This window comes from Delftia sp. DLF01, assembly GCF_014852125.1.
Classification (GTDB): domain Bacteria; phylum Pseudomonadota; class Gammaproteobacteria; order Burkholderiales; family Burkholderiaceae_C; genus Comamonas; species Comamonas acidovorans.
Genome location: NZ_JACVAZ010000006.1, coordinates 71,983 through 88,894 on the forward strand (window position 1 = coordinate 71,983; position 16,912 = coordinate 88,894).

Consider the following 16,912-nt stretch of genomic DNA (forward strand, 5'->3'; position numbering starts at 1 on the left):
AAAAGGCGCCCTGCAAGTGGGCGCCGGTCGGGCAGATCTGCCCGGGGCCTCAGTCAGGGCAGCGGATGTCTTCGTGGAAGTATTTCTGCGACAGCTTGGCGTAGCTGCCGTCGGCCAGGGCTTCCTTGAAGGCCTTGTTCCAGGCATCGGCCAGCGACTTGTTGTCCTTGGCCACGGCGGCGGCAATGCGCTCGACCAGCAGCAACTCGCCCTGCTTGAGCTGGGCATTGGGGTTCTTTTGCTGCAGTTCCTTGGCGATGAAGCGTTCAGTCACCCAGGCGTCCACCCGCTTGGACAGCAGCGCATTGCGAGCGGCCTCGTTGGTGGGAAAGTTGACCAGGCGCTTGATGCCGGGCAGGTTCTTCTCCATGTACTGCATATAGGTGGTGCCGGTCTGCACCGACACCGTCTTGCCCGCCAGGTCCTTGGCCGAGCGGATGGCCGGGTCCAGCGACATCACGATGGCGCCAGAGCAGTAGTGGGGCTGGGTGAAGGTCACGGCCTTCTCGCGCTCGGGCGTGATGCCGTGCGAGGAGATCACCAGATCCCAGCGGTCCTGCTGCAGGCCGGTGAGCAGGGCGTCGAAGCTGATGGTCTTCCACTCGTACTTCACGCCCATCTTGGCGGCCATCATCTGGGCCAGCTCGACTTCGAAGCCGGTCAGCTGCTTGCCCTCGAAATGGGCGAAGGGCGCGTAGTAGCCCTCGGTGGCCAGGCGAAGCGTGCCTTCCTTCTGGATGGCGTCGAAGGGGCGGGCCTGAACGCCGGCGGCGGTCCACAGGGCCAGCGCGGCGGCGGCGATGACGGTAAAGCGTTTCATGGAACTCCTGGGCTGTCGCTCAAGACCTGACCCCGGCGCCGCAGCATGAAGAAAGCGCCAAGGCACGCATCAGTGCATGGGCCATGGACGGCGGGGCCGGTTTTTTGCGGCTGGTCGGGTACGGCCGCTGGCAGGGGTGCGACATGCACCAGCCGCCGCAGCTCAAGGCGAAAAGTCGGCAATTATAGAAGGTTGCCGTCGCCAACGCCGATGGCAGGTGTTGCGAACGCCGCTGGCCCGTGCTCAGGCGATGAAGGCGTCGTAGCCGGTCTTGAGGATCAGCAGGCTCACCACGCCGATGAAAATGCCGCGCACAAAGCCCGTTCCATGGCGCAGGGCCATGTGCGTGCCCAGCATGGCGCCCAGCACATTGGCCACCGCCATGGGCACGGCCAGGTGCCACCAGATATGGCCCTTGAGCGCGAACAGCGCCAGCGCAGCCAGGTTGGTGGCCATGTTCAGCAGCTTGGCCGAGGCCGACGCATTCAGGAAGTCATAGCCCATCAGCCGCACGAACAGGAACACGAAGAAGCTGCCCGTGCCGGGGCCGAAGAAACCGTCGTAGAAGCCAATCACCAGGCCGATGGCGCAGGCGATCAGCGTCTCGGCGCGGCCCGAATAGTGCGGCGTGTGGTGGCGGCCCATGTCCTTGCGCGCCAACGTGTAGACCAGCACGCCCAGCAGCACCAGCGGCAGCAGCCGGCGCAGGAAATCGGGGGAGATCTGCGTGACGGCCCAGGCGCCCGCAAAGGAGCCCGCCATGCCCACGCAGGCCGCCGGCATCATCGCGCGCCAGGGCAACTGCACCTTGCGGCCGTACTGCCAGGTGGACATGGCCGTGCCCCAGACCGAGGCGCTTTTGTTGGTGCCCAGCAGCGTGGCGGGCGGTGCGGTGGGGAAGGTGGCGAACAGCGCGGGCAGCAAGATGAGGCCCCCGCCGCCCACGATGGCGTCCACGAAGCCGGCCAGCATCGAGGCCAGCGAGACGATGATCCATTCCATAGGGCGGCGATTGTCGCACCGCCCAGGTGCCGCAGCAGGCCGGCCGCAGGCATAAAAAAAGCGCCGGACTTGCCGGCGCTCTGGGAAATGCATCTTGGGATGCTATTTATGAATGTTGATCTGGTTGTGTACGAGTTGTCTCCTCGGCCCCTCTTGTGCAGCACTGTGGTGCCGCGAGAGTGGGTGGACTTTAATGGTCGCACCTGGGTGGTGCATCGGGGATTTCCCGCAGTTACCGCAAAAGTGCGGGATTGCACCAGCAAAGGGCCGTGAACACCGGGCGCCGCGGCTTTGACGCCAGGGCGACCATTCGTTCCCCCATCGATCCGTTTCTGCCCACAACAACCCTGGTTCGCCCGGGCTTGGCGCCCCTCAGGCGGCCATCGCCACCGCTGCGTCGGCTGGTGCCGCCGTCGCTGTCGTTATCCCTGCCTGTCCCTGCCGGTCCGCAAGAATCCAGCCGGCGGCCTTCTCCGCCATCATCAGCGTCGGGCTGTTGGTGTTGCCGCTGGTGATGCGCGGCATGGCGCCTGCATCGATCACGCGCAGGCCCTGTACGCCGCGCACGCGCAGGCGGCTGTCCAGCACGGCCATGGGGTCGTCGGCGCGGCCCATCTTCGTCGTGCCCACGGGGTGGAAGATGGTGGTGGCGATGTCGCCGGCCAGGCGCGCCAGATCCTCGTCGCTCTGGTACTGCACGCCGGGCTTCCATTCCTCGGGGGCGAAGCGCGCCAGTGCGCTCTGGCCGACGATGCGGCGCGTCACGCGCAGGCTGTCGGCGGCCACTTGCCGGTCCTCGGGTGTGGACAGGTAGTGCGGCGCAATGGCAGGCGCCTGGCGGAAGTCCCCGCTGTGGATGCGCACCGTGCCCCGGCTCGTCGGATTGAGGTTGCAGACGCTGGCCGTGAAGGCCGGAAAACCGTGCAGCGGCTCACCGAAGGCGTCCAGCGACAGCGGCTGCACGTGGTACTGAATATTGGGGTGCGCCTGCTGCGGGCTGCTGCGCGTGAAGGCCCCCAGCTGGGAGGGCGCCATGCTCATCGGCCCGCTGCGGCGCAGCAGGTATTCCAGGCCGATGCCGGCCTTGCCCCACAGCGAATTGGCCATGGTGTTCAGCGTGCGCGCGCCCTTGATCTTGTAGACCGAGCGGATCTGCAGATGGTCCTGCAGGTTCTCGCCCACGCCGGGCAGGTCGTGGCGCACGGCAATGCCGTGGTTCTGCAGCAGCGCGCCCGGGCCGATGCCCGACAGCTGCAGGATCTGCGGGGAGTTGACGGCGCCCGCGCACAGCAGCACCTCCTGGCTTGCCTGCACGTTGACCATTTCCGAGCCGGTCCAGACCTGGGCGCCGCTGCAGCGCAGGCCGCCGGCGGGCAGCTGTTCGAACAGCAGCTGGCTGACCTGGGCATGGGTCCACAGCTCGAAATTGGGGCGGCCATAGCAGGTGGGCCGCAGGAAGGCCTTGGCGGTGTTCCAGCGCAGGCCGCCCTTTTGGTTGACCTCGAAGTAGCCCACCCCCTCGTTGCTGCCGCCGTTGAAGTCCTCGGTGGCCGGAATGCCGGCCTGCTGCGCGGCTTCGGCAAAGGCGTCCAGGATGTCCCAGCGCAGGCGCTGCCGCTCCACGCGCCATTCAGCGCTGCCGCCTGTGCCCGTGCCGCCGTGCAGGGCACGAAAGCCCGCATCGGCATTGCCGCCGGCATCAAGCCGCCAATGGCTTTCATGCTGGCGGAAGGCCGGCAGCACCTGGTCCCAGCGCCAGGCGTCGTCCCCGGTCAGCTCGGCCCAGCCGTCGTAGTCGCGGGCCTGGCCGCGCATGTAGATCATGCCGTTGATGCTGGAGCAGCCGCCCAGCGTCTTGCCGCGCGGATAGCGCAGGCTGCGGCCGTTGAGCCCTGCGTCGGGCTCGGTCTGGTAGAGCCAGTCGGTGCGCGGATTGCCGATGCAGTACAGGTAGCCCACGGGGATGTGGATCCAGTGGTAGTCGTCCTTGGCGCCCGCCTCGATCAGCAGCACGCGGCTGCGGCCATCGCGCGAAAGCCGATTGGCCAGGAGGGCGCCCGCCGTGCCGGCGCCGATGACGATGTAGTCGAAGGTGGTGTTGCTCATGGAGATGGGCGGGCGTCCGCTGCGGGCCGGAACGTCCTTGGGAGCCGGGGTTGGTGCTTCGGCCCATTGTGCGGACGGCATGCGCACTGTCGAGAGGGAAAGCGCGCTGGACTCCTTTTTTTGCAGCATCGCATGCAGCAGTCATGGCTGTCGCGCTGGTTTTTTGATAAAAATTGCACGCGTAGGGCAAAGCTGTCGTGCGCACGGCGCCGCCAGGCAATCTGCGGCCCGTGCCGCTCGGTTATCCTGCGGTCTTGGCTGCAATGCCGCCCGGCCCTGACTGCGCGCCCCGCCTTCGCAACCCCCAAGGACTTTCCGCACTTGTCTGCCCTCAACAATCCCCCCCAATGCAGCCTGCGCCGCGACAACGACGGCCAGTGGGCGTTGCTGACCGGCTCCTGGGGCGCGGCCGAGCTGGGCCGGCGGGCGCAATGGCGCAGGCTGCGTGCGCAGCTGGCCGATGCCAAGGGCGATGACCTGGGCTGGAACCTCGAAGGGCTGGACTGGCTAGACCACGTGGGCGCGCAGCTGCTGTGGAACCACTGGGGCCGTCGCCTGCCCGCGCGTCTTGCGGCCAGCGATGCGCAGCGCGCCATGCTCGAACGCGTGGGCCGTTTCTCCAAGGAGCCTGCGCCGCCGCCCCCGCGCCTGAACCTGCTGGAGCGCATCGACAGCCTGGGCTGCCTGGTGATCAACGCCTGCGGCCATTTCGCGCAGATGACGCGGCTCATCGGCCAGTTGCTGATCGACCTGCTGCGCTTTGCGCGTGCGCCGCACCGGGGCCCCTGGCGCGACATCTCCGGCCATCTTTACTCCATGGGCGCCACGGCCCTGCCCATCACGGCTCTGGTGGGCTTTCTGATCGGCGTGGTGCTGGCCTACCTGATGGCGCTGCAGCTGCGCCAGTTCGGGGCTGAATCCTTCATCGTCAACATCCTGGGCATCTCGCTGATCCGCGAGCTGGGTCCGCTGCTGGCGGCCATTTTGGTGGCGGGCCGCACGGGCTCGGCCATCACCGCCCAGATCGGCGTCATGCGCGTGACCGAGGAATTGGATGCCATGCAGGTCATGGGCATACCGCACGGCTTTCGCCTGGTGCTGCCGCGTGCGCTGGCGCTGGCCATCGCCATGCCCCTGGTCTCGCTGTGGACCACGCTGGCGGCGTTGGCCGGCGGCATGCTCGCGGCCGATCTCACCATGGGCGTCACGGGTGCCTACTTTGCCGAGGCCCTGCCTGCCGCCGTGAAGATCGGCAACCTCTGGATCGCCATGGGCAAATCCGTGGTCTTCGGCGCCCTCATCGCCCTGATCGGCTGCCACTGGGGCCTGCGCGTGGAGCCCAATACGCAGAGCCTGGGCAAGGGCACGACGGCCTCGGTGGTGACGGCCATCACCATGGTCATCGTGGTGGATGCGATCTTCGCCATCTTGTTCAAGGACGTAGGCATCTGATGGCCATGGACACCGAAACCTCCTCCACGCCCGCAGCCGACGAGCCCATCGTGCGCATCGCCGGGCTGTGGAGCGTGTTCGGCGAAGGCGAGAACGCCTTTGCCGTGCACCAGGACCTGGACCTGGATGTGCAGCGCGGCGAGATGCTGTCCATCGTCGGCGGCTCGGGCACGGGCAAGACCGTGCTGCTGCGCCAGATGCTGGGGCTGCTGGAGCCCACCAAGGGCCGTGTCGAAGTGCTGGGCCGCCCGGCCAGCGAAATGGGCCGCGAGGGCGCCGCCAGCCGCGTGGGCATGCTGTTCCAGCATGGGGCGCTGTACTCGGCCTTCAGCGTGCTGGACAACGTGGCCTTCGCGCTGCGCGAGCAGGGTACGCTGCCCGACGATCTGGTGCGCGACGCGGCCCTGGTCAAGCTGCAGATGGTGGGCCTCAAGCCCGAGCATGCCTCGCGCATGCCGGCCGATCTTTCGGGCGGCATGATCAAGCGCGTGGCGCTGGCGCGGGCGCTGATCATGGACCCGCCCCTGCTGCTGCTGGACGAGCCCACGGCCGGCCTGGACCCCACCAGCTCCGACGAATTCTGCGAACTGCTGCGCGAGCTGCGTGCCGAGCTGGGCCTGACCGTCATCATGGTCACGCACGACCTGGACACGCTGTTCGCCCTGTCCTCGCGCGTGGCCGTGCTGGCCGAGAAGAAGGTGCTGGTCAGCGGCCCGCCGCGCGAGGTGGCCGAGTTCAAGCATCCGTTCATCGAGCATTTCTTCCAGGGCGAGCGCGGCAGGCGCGCGATGAGCACGGTATGAGAAGCCCCCCTGAGTCGCTTCGCGCCTTCCCCCCTCTCGCTTTGCGGGGGGGGACGACACCCTCGCGGCGGGGCGGCCCTTGCTCGGTGTCCCTTGCCTTGGGGCGCGCCGGTTTTGAAGGCCGCGCTCTGAGTGCTGGCCCTTGGGGCTGTGGCCCCATGCCTTGTTTTGCTGGGCTCAACGTTATGGACCATTGATATGGAAAACAAATCACATGCCATGGCGGCCGGCATTTTCGTGCTGGTCGTGGCGGCCCTGCTGGCGGGGCTGGCGATCTGGCTGACGCGTGATACGCGGCAGTACAACGAGTACGAGCTGTCCACCAAGGACGGCATCAGCGGGCTGCAGGCCCAGGCTGCCGTGCGCTACAAGGGCGTGGCGGTGGGCAAGGTCACGCGGATCGGGTTCGATCCGCAGACCAATGGCAATGTGCTGATCCGCATCGCCATCGGCGTGAACACGCCCATCACGCCCACCACGTTCGCCGTGCTGGGCTACCAGGGCGTCACGGGCCTGGCCCATGTGCAGCTCGATGATGCGGACCAGCCCCAGCCCCAGCTGCCGCCCGGCCCCAGCGGCCTGCCGCGCCTGCCGCTGCGCTCGTCGCCGCTGAGCATGCTGGCCGACCAGGGGCAGGTGCTGCTGGAGCGCGCCGATGAGATCTCGCGCCGCCTCAGCGACATGCTGGACACCGACAACCAAAAGCGCGTGAGCCAGGCGCTGGAGAACATTGCAGCCGCTGCCGCAGGCGTGCAGCAGCTCACGCAGAACCTGGACCGCACGCTGTCCACCCAGGTGCCGCAGCTCGCCGCCGACGCCCACAACACCCTGCAGTCGCTGGAGAAGGCCAGCAACGGCGCCTCTGCCGTGGCCTCCGAACTGCAGCAGACCGTGCGCCGCGTGAACGCGCAGGACGGGCCGCTGGAGCAGATCGCCCAGAGCACGCGCGCACTGACCCGCATGGCCGATTCGCTGGGCCGCAGCACGGTGCCGCACGCCAACCGCGCGGCCGATGATGTCTCGCGCGCCGCGCGCCAGATGGGCACGGCGGCCAGCCGCTTCAGCGACAACCCGCAGGCCGTGATCTACGGGCCGGGCCAGGCCCGTCCGGGGCCGGGCGAGCCCGGCTTCGTCGCCCCGTCCGCAGCCACCCAGCCCTGACCGAGGAACCCGCATGTCCCCATTTCGCAAGACCGCCGTGGCCAGCGCTGGACTGGCCGCCGCCCTGATCCTGCTGGCCGGCTGCTCGGCCCTGCCGCAGCCCCCCGCCCAGCCCGCGCGCTATGACTTCGGCCTGGCGCCGCTGTCCGCGCCCGCGCAGGCCGCCACATCTGCAGCCCCGCAGGCACGCACGCCGCTGGCGCTGGCCGATGTGGAGGCTCCCGCCCTGTCCGACGGCAGCACGGCCATGTTCTACCGCCTGGCCTATGCCAACGGCCAGGAACTGCGCCCCTACCAGCTGGCGCGCTGGAGCCAGCCTCCGGCCCTGCTGCTGCAGCAGCGCCTGCGCAGCCAGCTGGGCGTGCAGCGCCCCGTGCTTGCCAGCAGCGAAAGCGTGGCCCAGCCGCGCCTGCAGGGTGCCGTGCCCACGCTGCTGCGCGTGGACATCGAAGAGTTCAGCCAGGTCTTTGACGCGCCCGGCTCCAGTGCCGGCGTCGTGCGCCTGCGCGCCACCCTGGTCGAGCAAAGCGGTGCCGTGGACCGCCTGCTGGGTCAGAAGCTGTTCGAGGTGCGCAGTCCTGCCGCCTCTGGCGATGCCGCAGGCGGCGCGAAGGCGCTCGCGACGGCGGCCGATGCCGCCATTGCGCAGATCGATGCGTGGCTGGGGCAGCAGGGGCACTGAGCGGCGGCTGGATTTCCAGCCCATCCATTCTCTTGAGAACGGCTGGTGGGGGCATTGCATCCGCTGGCCGTTTTTTTGTTCTCGGCAATTGGCTCTGCAAGCAAGTGGGGCTTTTTCGCCCCTGCCGGGTGGTTGCTTTTCGAGGCCGGGTCTCGGCCCGGCAGCCGACTGCCCTTTCTTGATTCGCCAAGAAAGGTCAGATCAAAGAAGGCGACCCGAATGTCCGCGACCCCTTCGCTTCGCTGCGGGGCAACCTGCGCCGTGGCGGCTGCGGGGTTCGCCGTGAAACTCTCTTCGCGCTGCGCGCTACGTTCAAACAATCACGGCGAGTCAGTTGACGAAGCAGTCCTGTCCTTCGGCAGGACTGCAACCCCGCAACCGCCACGACGCAGGCGCGGACATACGGGGAAAAGGCCGGGTATTCGGGGCAGGAGCGGGCCGCGCCTGACCCAGCGCTTCCCGCGCGTCCGTCAGGGGCTGTAGTCCCGATCCCACCGTCTCGGCTGCCCCTGGGACGACCGTCAACACTAGGTCCAGACTACGACGCGCAGCCCCCAGGTTTTTTACAGTGGAACCGTCGCTGATGCAGATCGCGGCTTTGAAAAAACAAGGCCTGATTGCACAGCGCTACTTCAACATCACTGAAAGGACCAAGCCATGAATGAAGACCGCATCAAGGGCAACTGGAAGCAATTCACCGGCAAGATCCGTGAGCAATGGGGCAAGCTCACCGATGACGATCTGGATGTGATCGCCGGCAAGCGCGAGCAATTCCTGGGCAAGCTGCAGGAGCGCCAGGGCCTGGCCCGCGACGCTGCCGAAAAGCAGCTGACCGACTGGCAAAAGCGCAACCCCGACTTCCGCTTCGAAGACTGACGAGGGTGGACTGCGGATGGGCTGGACGCCCTGGCCGGCGCCGCCATCCGCTCCTCGACAGCCAGCGTGCCTGAGGGCACGCACCAATGGCCCGCCGCCGCAGGCAACAAGGGCCGCTTCAGTACAAATACAAGGAGTTCCATCATGCAAACACCGCAACGCTTTCGCCATATGCTTTCCGCTGTCGCCCTGGGCCTGATGGCCTCCGGCGCCATGGCCATGACCAATGCGGAGCACACGGCCGCCAAGAACCAGATCGAGGCCGATTACAAGGCCGCCAAGGAACAGTGCAAGCCGCTCAAGGACAACGCCAAGGACGTCTGCGAGAAGCAGGCCAAGGGCCAGGAAAACGTGGCCAAGGCCGAACTGGAATCGCGCCGCAATCCTTCGCCCAAGAACAGCGAAAAGGCACTCAAGGCCAAGGCTGATGCGGACTACGACATCGCCAAGGAAAAGTGCGATGACCTCAAGGGCGACGCCAAGGATGTCTGCGTGAAGGATGCCAAGGCCGCCCACGTGCACGCCGTGGAAGCCGCCAAGGTGAACAAGGCCCAGGCCGAGCCCGCTTCCAACTCCGCAGCCAAGGCTGCCAACGTGGCCGAAACCCGCAAGGACGCTGCCGAGGAAACCCGCGAAGCCGACTACAAGGCTGCCAAGGCCCGTTGCGACACCATGAGCGGCGCTGCCAAGGACACCTGCGTGGCTGATGCCAAGCGGAAGTTTGGACAGTAAGTTGGTAGGCACCCCCTGAGGCGCTGCGCGCCTTCCCCCCGTGGCACGGCGCCTCTCTACTTGCTTCGCAAGGGAGGGGGACGGCACCTTCGCCGCGAGGCGGCTCTTGCTCGGTGCCCCTGGCCTTTTGGCCGCGCCAGTTTTATCCGCCTTGACCAAGCCCCGTTCGCGGGGCTTTGCTGTTTTCGGGTTGGCTGATGTGGGTCAAACGGGTTGGGCGGTGCTGTTCCTAAGCTGCAGGCTTTCACGATGAAGGCAGGAGAAGCATATGGCCGTGCTGGAATGGAGCGGAGCGCTGGCATTGGAGTTGCCGGCCATGGACGAGGTGCATCAGGAGTTCGTCCTGCTGCTGGCCGAGGTGGAGGCGGCCGATGATGCGCAGTTGTGCGCGCGCTGGGATGAGTTGATCGCGCATACGCAGGTGCATTTCGACCAGGAAGACCGCTGGATGCAGTCCACGCGGTTCACCAGCACCAACTGCCACAGCCTGCAGCACAAGGTGGTGCTGCAGGTGATGCGCGAGGGGGCGAGCAAGGCGGCGGACGGTGATCTGGCCGTGATCCGCAGCATGGCGGGCGAGCTGGCGGCCTGGTTCGTGCACCATGCGCAGACCATGGATGCGGCGCTGGCCCTGCATCTGCGCAGTGCGGGCTTCGATCCCGCCACGGGCTCCCTGGCGCACCCTGAGGCCTTGCCCGAGCAGCCCATCACGGGCTGCGGCGGTGCCTGCGACGGCAGCGCCGACCGCGCGCGGGCCGTGCCGGCCTGATCCGGCCTGAACCGATCTGAACCGGCAGTAAGGCCACCAGTCAGCCAGCCCGATCAGGGCACGATCGCGGGCGATGCCAGGATGGGGAAGATCTTCACCAGCCCGCCCGCCATCACCTCCACGGCCAGGGCCGCGAGGATCAGGCCCATGAGCCGCGTCATCACGTTGATGCCGGTCTTGCCCAGCACGCGGGCGATCGGGTCGGCCAGCGAAAAGCAGACCATCACCACCAGCGCCACCACCACGCCATAGCCCACCAGGGCCAGGTGCTGCCAGATGGTGCGTGCCTGGTCGGCGTAGATCACCACGGTGGACATGGAGGCCGGCCCCGTCAGCAGCGGAATCGTCAGCGGCACCACGGCAATGCTGTTGCCCATGGCAGCCTTTTCCGCGCCAGCGACCAGCGTGGGCGCGTTGGGCCGTTCCTCGGCCGGGCGGGCGTTGAGCATGTTCATGGCGCTGATCAGCAGCAGCAGGCCGCCGCCCACCTGAAAGCTCTGCAGCGAGATGTTGAAGAAGTCCAGCACCTGCAGCCCGATGATGGCGCAGGCCGCGATCACGCAGAACGAGGCCAGCGCCGCCGTGCGAATGGTCTGCTGGCGCTGCTGGGCGCTGAATCCCTCGGTGTAGTGGATGAAGAAGGGGACGATGGCCAGCGGGTTGATGATGGCCACCAGCGTGATCAGCGGTTTGAGGTCCATCGCATTCCCTGTAGGTTGCCGCCGCCCACCTGTGCCCGGCGCTTGCCGGTACGCACGACTTTTCGTTCCATCGAATGTCTCCTGTGAAAGAATTGCCGCACGGGCCGGCCCGCCGCCATTACAGCATTGCGGGGCGCGTCCGCCCACCGGGAAATCACAACAGGTTCTCAGACAGAAAGGAACGCGGACATGGGCAGTTTTGTGCAGTTGACTTCATTGGATGGCACGGCTTCGCCGGCCTGGGTGGCGCGGCCCGATGTGCCCGCGCGCGGCGCCGTCGTGGTGCTGCAGGAGATCTTCGGCGTCAACGCCCATATCCGCGCCGTGGCCGACCGCCTGGCTGCCCGCGGCTATATGGCCGTGGCGCCGTCGCTGTTCACGCGTGTGGAGCCGGGTGTGGACCTGGGCTATGGCGACGCCGACCGTGCCAAGGGCATGGCGCTGAAATCCGCCGCCGAGGCGCTGCCCCAGCCCGGCGTGCTGCCCGAGATCGAGGCCGCCATCGCCCATGCCGCCACGCTGGTGCCCGGCGGCAAGGTGGGCATCGTGGGCTTTTGCTGGGGCGGCCTGTGGGCCTGGCGCGCGGCCTGCAACCTGCCCAGCTTGTCGGCTGCGGCCTGCTACTACGGCGGCGGCATGACCACGCCGCTGGAGATGGGCCGCGAGCCGCTGTGCCCCGTCATCGCCCACTTCGGCCGGCGCGATACGCACATTCCCGTGGACGCCGTGCAGGCCTTCGCCCAGGCGCAAAAGCATGTGCAGGTGCACCTGTACGACGCCGACCACGGCTTCAACTGCGACCAGCGCAGCGCCTACGACGAGGCCAGCGCCCTGCAGGCGCGCGACCGCACGCTGGCCTTCTTCGATCAGCACCTGGCCTGATCAGTCCCCGGGGTCCGGATCACATGCCGGCCCCGGCGTCGCCTTGCGCGCCTGCACGGTCTGCAGCGTGCCCCGCAGCGCGCGCTGCTGCGCGGTCAGGAAGCTCATCAGCCCGCCCAGGTCACTCAGTTGTTGGTCTGGGCCGGCCATGCAGCACAGGTCGATCACCAGGCCCATCTGGTGCATGCAGTCCTTGAGGCGATAGACCTCGTATTCGGAAATGGGGTAGTACAGGCTGGTCTCTTCCCTCGGCACTTGCGGGGAAGAGAAGAAAGGCAGGGAGGCGTGTGCTCCGCTGGGCGCATCGAGGTCAGGCATGGCGGCTCCTTTGGCATGAACTGGCACCCCCTTGCGGAGGTCCCGCACAGCCCCGCCAAAAACGGAACCGTGCCCGGCGCAGCACCGGGAAGATGAAAAGCCGCTGCCTCATCAAAAGGCGTGCGGCTGCTGCGCCTACGTTGTTCCGGGCCGCCAAGCCCGTATCCCCCGAGGGGATCGCGAAATGGTACTCCAAATGCGCGCCGCAGGCCGGGTTGCAATGTGGTCAACGCTATGCGGAGCTTGCCGCCGCCAACGGGTGGCAGGGCTGTGCAGGTTGGCGGGCCGGGCAAAGGAGCCGGCACCCCCTTGCGGAGGTCCTGCACAGCCCCGCCGAAACGGAACCATGCGCAGCCTTGGGGTCAGCCCTGCGGCTGCTGCGCGTGCAGCCCCATGTGGTACAGCCCCCAGGGCGCCTGCGCAAAGCGTTCCTTCAGCGGCTTGCCGGCCAGCTCCGCAATGCGGTCGGCGTCGTACATGGCCCATTGCGGGCCCAGGCCGCCCAGGCCCAGGCGCCGGCCGTCCATGTGCGTGGCCAGCAGCATGCGCCATTGCAGGGCCTGCGCCAGCGGCAGCTGGGCGCGGTAGCCGTCGATGGCCTGCAGGGTGATCCACTGGCCCCTGGCCGCTGCGGCGGCGCTGTCCACGCCGGCCGCCTGCAGCACGGTGGCCAGCAGCGGGCCGCGCAGCCGGTGGGGCTGGCCGTCGTATTCGATATGGGGCGTGATCTCCACCGTGGGCAGGCGCTCCAGCGCACCGGCCCCTGTGGTCCAGGCCGAGTCGAAGGCCAGGCCATGGTTTTTCAGCAGCAGGTCGGCCACCGGGTCCAGCGGCCCCCGGTTGCCGCGCACGCCGGGGCCGCTGATGGTGAGCACGGCGGCTTCGGTGCTTTTCCCGGGGGCGGCGGGGGCGGCCAGGGCGCTTTCGCACAGGGCCAGGCCGGTGGCTGCGCTGGCGGCCAGCAGGCTGCGGCGTGAAAGCGGGCTCCGGCTTGCGGATGCGGTCATGGGGAACTCCTGGGGGTGCGTGGCGATCTGCCAGCGCCGATTTTCCGTGAAGTGCCCATCCTGCGCGACAACGCCGCGCCCGCTGCGGTCAGCAGGCTCAGCAGCGCAATCCCCCCGGCGCCCAGCGCTGGAATGGGCGCCGCAGATGGTGCGGGGGTCGCCGTGACGGTCACGGTGTTGCTGTCCGAGCCGGAGGTATTGCCATCACCGGGCACATAGCGCGCCTGCACCGTGGCCGTGCCCGGTGGCAGCCGGGGCACGCTGCAGCTGGCCTGCCCGCCGGTCACCGGAACGCTGGCGCACAGCACCTGCGTTCCGTTCAAGAAATCCACCGTGCCGCTGGCGCCGGCAGGCAGCGTGACCTGGGCGCTTAAAGTCACGCTCTGGCCATGGCCTGGCGCAGCGGGGGAGGCCGACAGGTGGGCGCTGGTGGCCGCCGGGCCGATCACCACGGTCACGGCTGCGGGTTCGGTGGTGGCGCCGTTGGCATCGGTGGCGGTCAGCGTGAAGCTGTAGCTGCCTGCCGCCTGCGTGGCTGTAGCCGAGAGCGTGCCGGCGGTCTGGCTGAAGCCAGCGGGCAAACCGCTCACGCTGTAGCTGAACGGCCCCACGCCGCCGCCGGGCACGGGCGCCAGCGGTTGGCTGTAGGCCGTGCCGTAGGTGCCGGAGGGCAGACTTGCCGTGACGCTGAAGGCGGTGAAGCTGGCCTGCACGCTCCTGGCTGCATCGATGGTGACGCTGCAGGTGGGCGTGCTGCCGCTGCAGGTGCCACCCCAGGCGGCAAAGGCATGGCCAGGGTCGTGGGTGGCGGCCAGGGTCACCAGGGTGGGAGCGCCTTCGAAGTAGCCATAGCCGGCCTGGCACAGGCCGCCTGGGCGGCCGCAGTCCTGTATGGCACCCGTGGCCGCAGGCGGGGAGGCCTGCGCCGATACGCCGCCCGCGCCGCTGGTCAGAACGGTCAATGCCGCCTGGAAGACGTTCGCCTCCACGGCACCGATGTCGCACCGCGCACCCTGGGGCCTGACCACGCCGCGCTGGTCCGTGCCGGGTGCGGCCGTGCAGGCCACCCCGTCCAGTGCCGGGCTGCCGGTGCTGTTCAACATGGTCTGGGTAGGGCCGCCGTGGCTGGCCAGGGGGCCGAGCTGCGGGTTGCCCGTGGTGAAGGCCAGGGCGCTGATGTCGGCATTGTTCAGGGCCTGCGCCAGGCCCAGCAGATTGTTGCTGCCGCTGGCATCGCTGGTGCCGCCATTGCGCAGGTCCAGCACCACGTCCCTGCCAGCGGGCTGTTTGGTGGCCGGCTCGAACACGCTGCCCTGGGCAATGCTGGCCTGCATCTCCAGCGAGGCGCCGCTGCGGGTGCAGCTGATGTTGCCACCCGAACTGCAGGCGGCCTGGGAATCGCCCAGGCTGTAGATGGCGCCGCCTTGCGCGGCCGGGTTGTCGTCGCCATTGGCCTGCACGGTATTGCCGGCCAGGGTGGAGAAACGGATGGTGAGCGCGCCGTTGTAGTTGAAAACGGCGCCACCCAGGCCGGCGCCGCCGCCGCTGCTGTTGCCCAGCCCGCCGTGTGCACCGTTGCCAGCCAGGGTGACCTGGTTCAGCGTCAAGGTGCCTGCGTTGTTGAAAATGGCCCCTCCCATGCCGCCTGCGCCACCGCCAGCGTCGAAGGCGCCGCCGCCACCGTTGCCAGCGCCGAAGCCGCCACCGCTGCCACGACGGCCACCACCGCCGCCAAATCCGCCACCGCCGGAGCCGCCGCCGCCACCACCGAAGCCGCCGTTCTTGCCGCTGGCGCTGCCACTGCCACCGCCCAGGCCGCCATCGTCCGGGCCACCAGCGTTCGGCCGTCCCCCCGGGGACAAAGTCGCATCCTCGCCCACGCCGGCACCTGCAAAAGAGTTCAAGGAAAGCCTGCCTCCTTGCCCCCCTTGTGCGTGATTGCGCGTGAGCGTGCTGCGTTCGATGGTGAGCAGGCCCCGATTGAAGATGGCACCGCCCGCACCCAGCGCGCCGCCGCCAAAGCGGCTGGAGCCGCCTGTGGCCTGCCCCCCGGCCAGGGTCAGGCCGCGCAGGACCAGTCCACCCTGCGCATCAATGTCGAACAGCCGGAAGCCGGGTGCGGTACCGAGGCGCTGCACGCTCACGCCCTGGGGCGTCAGGCCATTGGCGGTGGCATCGATGGTGATGTGCTTGCCGCTGATGAAGAAGGCGCTGGGGCCGAACTGCGAGACGTAGCCGGGCCAGCTGGCCAGCGGCAGGCAGGTGGCGCCGGCGGCCTGCCCGGTGTCCAGGCAGTTGGTAAAGCGGGTCAGCGAGATGGTCTGCCCATCCAGGGCCGCGCCGAAGACGATGGTGTCGCCATCGGCGGCATGGTTGATGGCGTCGCGCAGGGTGTCGCAGTTGCGGTCTCCTGCGGCAGGCGAGCATTGCGCACGAGACAGCGGCTCGGTGTCTGCAATCTCGCCGGCGGTGGTGACGGTGAGTGTGGCGGCCTGGGCCGCGGCGCCGGCAAGGGCCAGTGCCAACCCGACCGTCAGGCCCGGCAATGTCCGGCCCCGGGGGCTCGGCGTGGGTATGGGTGGTACGTCGGCTGCAGCAGACGGATGGATGATGGACATGGCGGACCCCCTCGGTAGGCACAGCATCTCGGTGATGTGCTGAAGAGGGCAAATCTATGGGGTGTCCGGCTTTCTGTATGTCCCCCGTTCGGGCTACATGGGCGATGAGAGGGGGCGGGGGCGCCATGCCGCCCGTGTCACCCATGTCGCCCATGTCACCTATCCGGGCGACATGACAGCGGTCTTGTTCCATGTGAACATGCGGCCCTCGCCACGCACTCCACCCACATGGACACGCACACAGACCCCTACTCTGCCGCCGCGACGGGTGGCGCCACAGTCATCCGCGTGGCCGTGGTGGAGGACGACGCCGCCTGCCGCCACGCCCTGGTGGGCGTGATCAATGCCGCGAAGGACATGGTCCTGTGCTGGGCGGCAGCTAGCCGCGCGGAGGCCCTGCACCAGCTCGGCCGGGCCGATGGGGCCGGTGCCATGGACGTGATGCTGGTGGACCTGGGCCTGCCCGACGGCAGCGGCCTGGAGGTGATTGCTGCCGTGCGCACTCGCCATCCCGGGGCGGCGGTGATGGTCAGCACCATCTTTGGCGACGAGCAGCATGTGCTGGCCGCCATCGAGGCCGGCGCCATGGGCTATCTGCTCAAGGACCTGGCCGCCGACGCGGTGCTGGAGGAAGTGCGCAGCCTGCACGCGGGCGGCAGTCCCATCAATCCCATGGTGGCGCGCAAGCTGTTGCTGCGCCAGCAGCGGGCCGGGGCGGTGGCCGGGCTGCAGCCGCCTGCCGAGCCCCAGGCCGCCGCGCACGCGCTGTCCACGCGCGAACTGGAGGTGCTGCGCCTGGTGGCGCGCGGCCATACGCTGGACGAGGTGGCGCGCCAGCTGGGCGTGTCGCGCCATACGGTGCGCACCTTCGTGCGGCGCATCTACGGCAAGCTGCAGGTGTCCAGCCGCACGCAGATGATGCATGTGGCCTTGCAGCGCGGCTGGCTGGCCGAGGGGCGGCAATGAGCGCCGCCAGGGTGGGC

16 protein-coding genes are annotated in these 16,912 nt (G+C 68.4%); 9 read left to right on the forward strand and 7 right to left on the reverse strand.

Translation table 11 applies throughout. The annotated features are described in order from the left end of the window. Positions 1-49: 49 nt before the first annotated feature. The 3 genes from IB269_RS26100 to IB269_RS26110 all read right to left on the reverse strand — a co-directional run bounded on the left by IB269_RS26100 (position 50) and on the right by IB269_RS26110 (position 3,928). Positions 50-820 carry an ABC transporter substrate-binding protein gene (locus IB269_RS26100; protein WP_013800225.1) on the reverse strand — a complete coding sequence of 257 codons (771 nt, stop codon included), beginning with the start codon at positions 818-820 and terminating at the stop codon, positions 50-52. Between the two features lie 243 nt (positions 821-1,063). After that, the gene (locus IB269_RS26105) at positions 1,064-1,822 is read right to left on the reverse strand and encodes a sulfite exporter TauE/SafE family protein (RefSeq protein WP_013800226.1); all 759 of its coding nucleotides are present in this window, start codon (positions 1,820-1,822) and stop codon (positions 1,064-1,066) included. Between the two features lie 372 nt (positions 1,823-2,194). Next, positions 2,195-3,928, reverse strand: a complete 1,734-nt coding sequence (locus IB269_RS26110) for a GMC family oxidoreductase (protein WP_192368704.1) — start codon at positions 3,926-3,928, stop codon at positions 2,195-2,197. A gap of 321 nt (positions 3,929-4,249) precedes the next feature. Between IB269_RS26110 and IB269_RS26115 the strand changes: the two genes are divergently transcribed. From IB269_RS26115 to IB269_RS26145, 7 genes are all read left to right on the forward strand, one after another. Next, positions 4,250-5,380 (forward strand): MlaE family ABC transporter permease, encoded by a 1,131-nt coding sequence (locus IB269_RS26115; RefSeq protein ID WP_192368705.1) that lies wholly within the window; start codon positions 4,250-4,252, stop codon positions 5,378-5,380. Next, entirely contained in the window at positions 5,380-6,183 is an 804-nt protein-coding gene (locus tag IB269_RS26120) for an ABC transporter ATP-binding protein (protein ID WP_012202305.1), read from the forward strand. Before IB269_RS26115 ends, IB269_RS26120 begins: the two co-directional genes overlap by 1 nt. Before the next feature lie 198 nt (positions 6,184-6,381). Beyond that, the gene (locus IB269_RS26125) at positions 6,382-7,344 is read left to right on the forward strand and encodes an MlaD family protein (RefSeq protein WP_013800229.1); all 963 of its coding nucleotides are present in this window, start codon (positions 6,382-6,384) and stop codon (positions 7,342-7,344) included. A gap of 13 nt (positions 7,345-7,357) precedes the next feature. Then, positions 7,358-8,026, forward strand: coding sequence for an ABC-type transport auxiliary lipoprotein family protein (locus IB269_RS26130; protein ID WP_192368706.1), 669 nt, complete (start codon positions 7,358-7,360; stop codon positions 8,024-8,026). 657 nt (positions 8,027-8,683) lie between these two features. Beyond that, complete coding sequence (locus IB269_RS26135; RefSeq protein WP_012202308.1) at positions 8,684-8,902, forward strand: CsbD family protein; 219 nt, start codon at positions 8,684-8,686, stop codon at positions 8,900-8,902. 144 nt (positions 8,903-9,046) lie between these two features. Continuing rightward, on the forward strand, positions 9,047-9,634 hold the full coding sequence (locus IB269_RS26140) for a hypothetical protein (RefSeq protein WP_013800231.1): 588 nt from the start codon (positions 9,047-9,049) through the stop codon (positions 9,632-9,634). Between the two features lie 268 nt (positions 9,635-9,902). Then, a complete protein-coding gene (locus IB269_RS26145) occupies positions 9,903-10,403 on the forward strand; it encodes a hemerythrin domain-containing protein (RefSeq protein WP_192368707.1) in 501 nt (166 codons plus the stop codon). A gap of 53 nt (positions 10,404-10,456) precedes the next feature. On the opposite strand, the gene IB269_RS26150 is transcribed toward IB269_RS26145, so the two are convergent. Next, positions 10,457-11,104, reverse strand: coding sequence for a MarC family protein (locus IB269_RS26150; RefSeq protein ID WP_012202311.1), 648 nt, complete (start codon positions 11,102-11,104; stop codon positions 10,457-10,459). 189 nt (positions 11,105-11,293) lie between these two features. Between IB269_RS26150 and IB269_RS26155 the strand changes: the two genes are divergently transcribed. Next, complete coding sequence (locus IB269_RS26155) at positions 11,294-11,986, forward strand: dienelactone hydrolase family protein (RefSeq protein ID WP_192368708.1); 693 nt, start codon at positions 11,294-11,296, stop codon at positions 11,984-11,986. Here IB269_RS26155 and IB269_RS26160 read toward each other — a convergent pair whose 3' ends face one another. The 3 genes from IB269_RS26160 to IB269_RS29210 all read right to left on the reverse strand — a co-directional run bounded on the left by IB269_RS26160 (position 11,987) and on the right by IB269_RS29210 (position 15,929). Further along, positions 11,987-12,304 carry a hypothetical protein gene (locus tag IB269_RS26160; protein ID WP_192368709.1) on the reverse strand — a complete coding sequence of 106 codons (318 nt, stop codon included), beginning with the start codon at positions 12,302-12,304 and terminating at the stop codon, positions 11,987-11,989. It abuts the gene before it with no gap. A gap of 362 nt (positions 12,305-12,666) precedes the next feature. After that, positions 12,667-13,311: a molybdopterin-dependent oxidoreductase gene (locus IB269_RS26165; protein ID WP_192368710.1), complete on the reverse strand. Its 645-nt coding sequence runs from the start codon at positions 13,309-13,311 to the stop codon at positions 12,667-12,669. Next, entirely contained in the window at positions 13,308-15,929 is a 2,622-nt protein-coding gene (locus IB269_RS29210) for a choice-of-anchor Q domain-containing protein (RefSeq protein WP_192368711.1), read from the reverse strand. The genes IB269_RS26165 and IB269_RS29210 overlap by 4 nt, the downstream gene beginning before the upstream one ends. 228 nt (positions 15,930-16,157) lie before the next feature. Here IB269_RS29210 and IB269_RS26175 point away from each other — a divergent pair, with 228 nt between their 5' ends. Beyond that, positions 16,158-16,895: a response regulator transcription factor gene (locus IB269_RS26175; RefSeq protein ID WP_192368712.1), complete on the forward strand. Its 738-nt coding sequence runs from the start codon at positions 16,158-16,160 to the stop codon at positions 16,893-16,895. Positions 16,896-16,912: the final 17 nt, after the last annotated feature.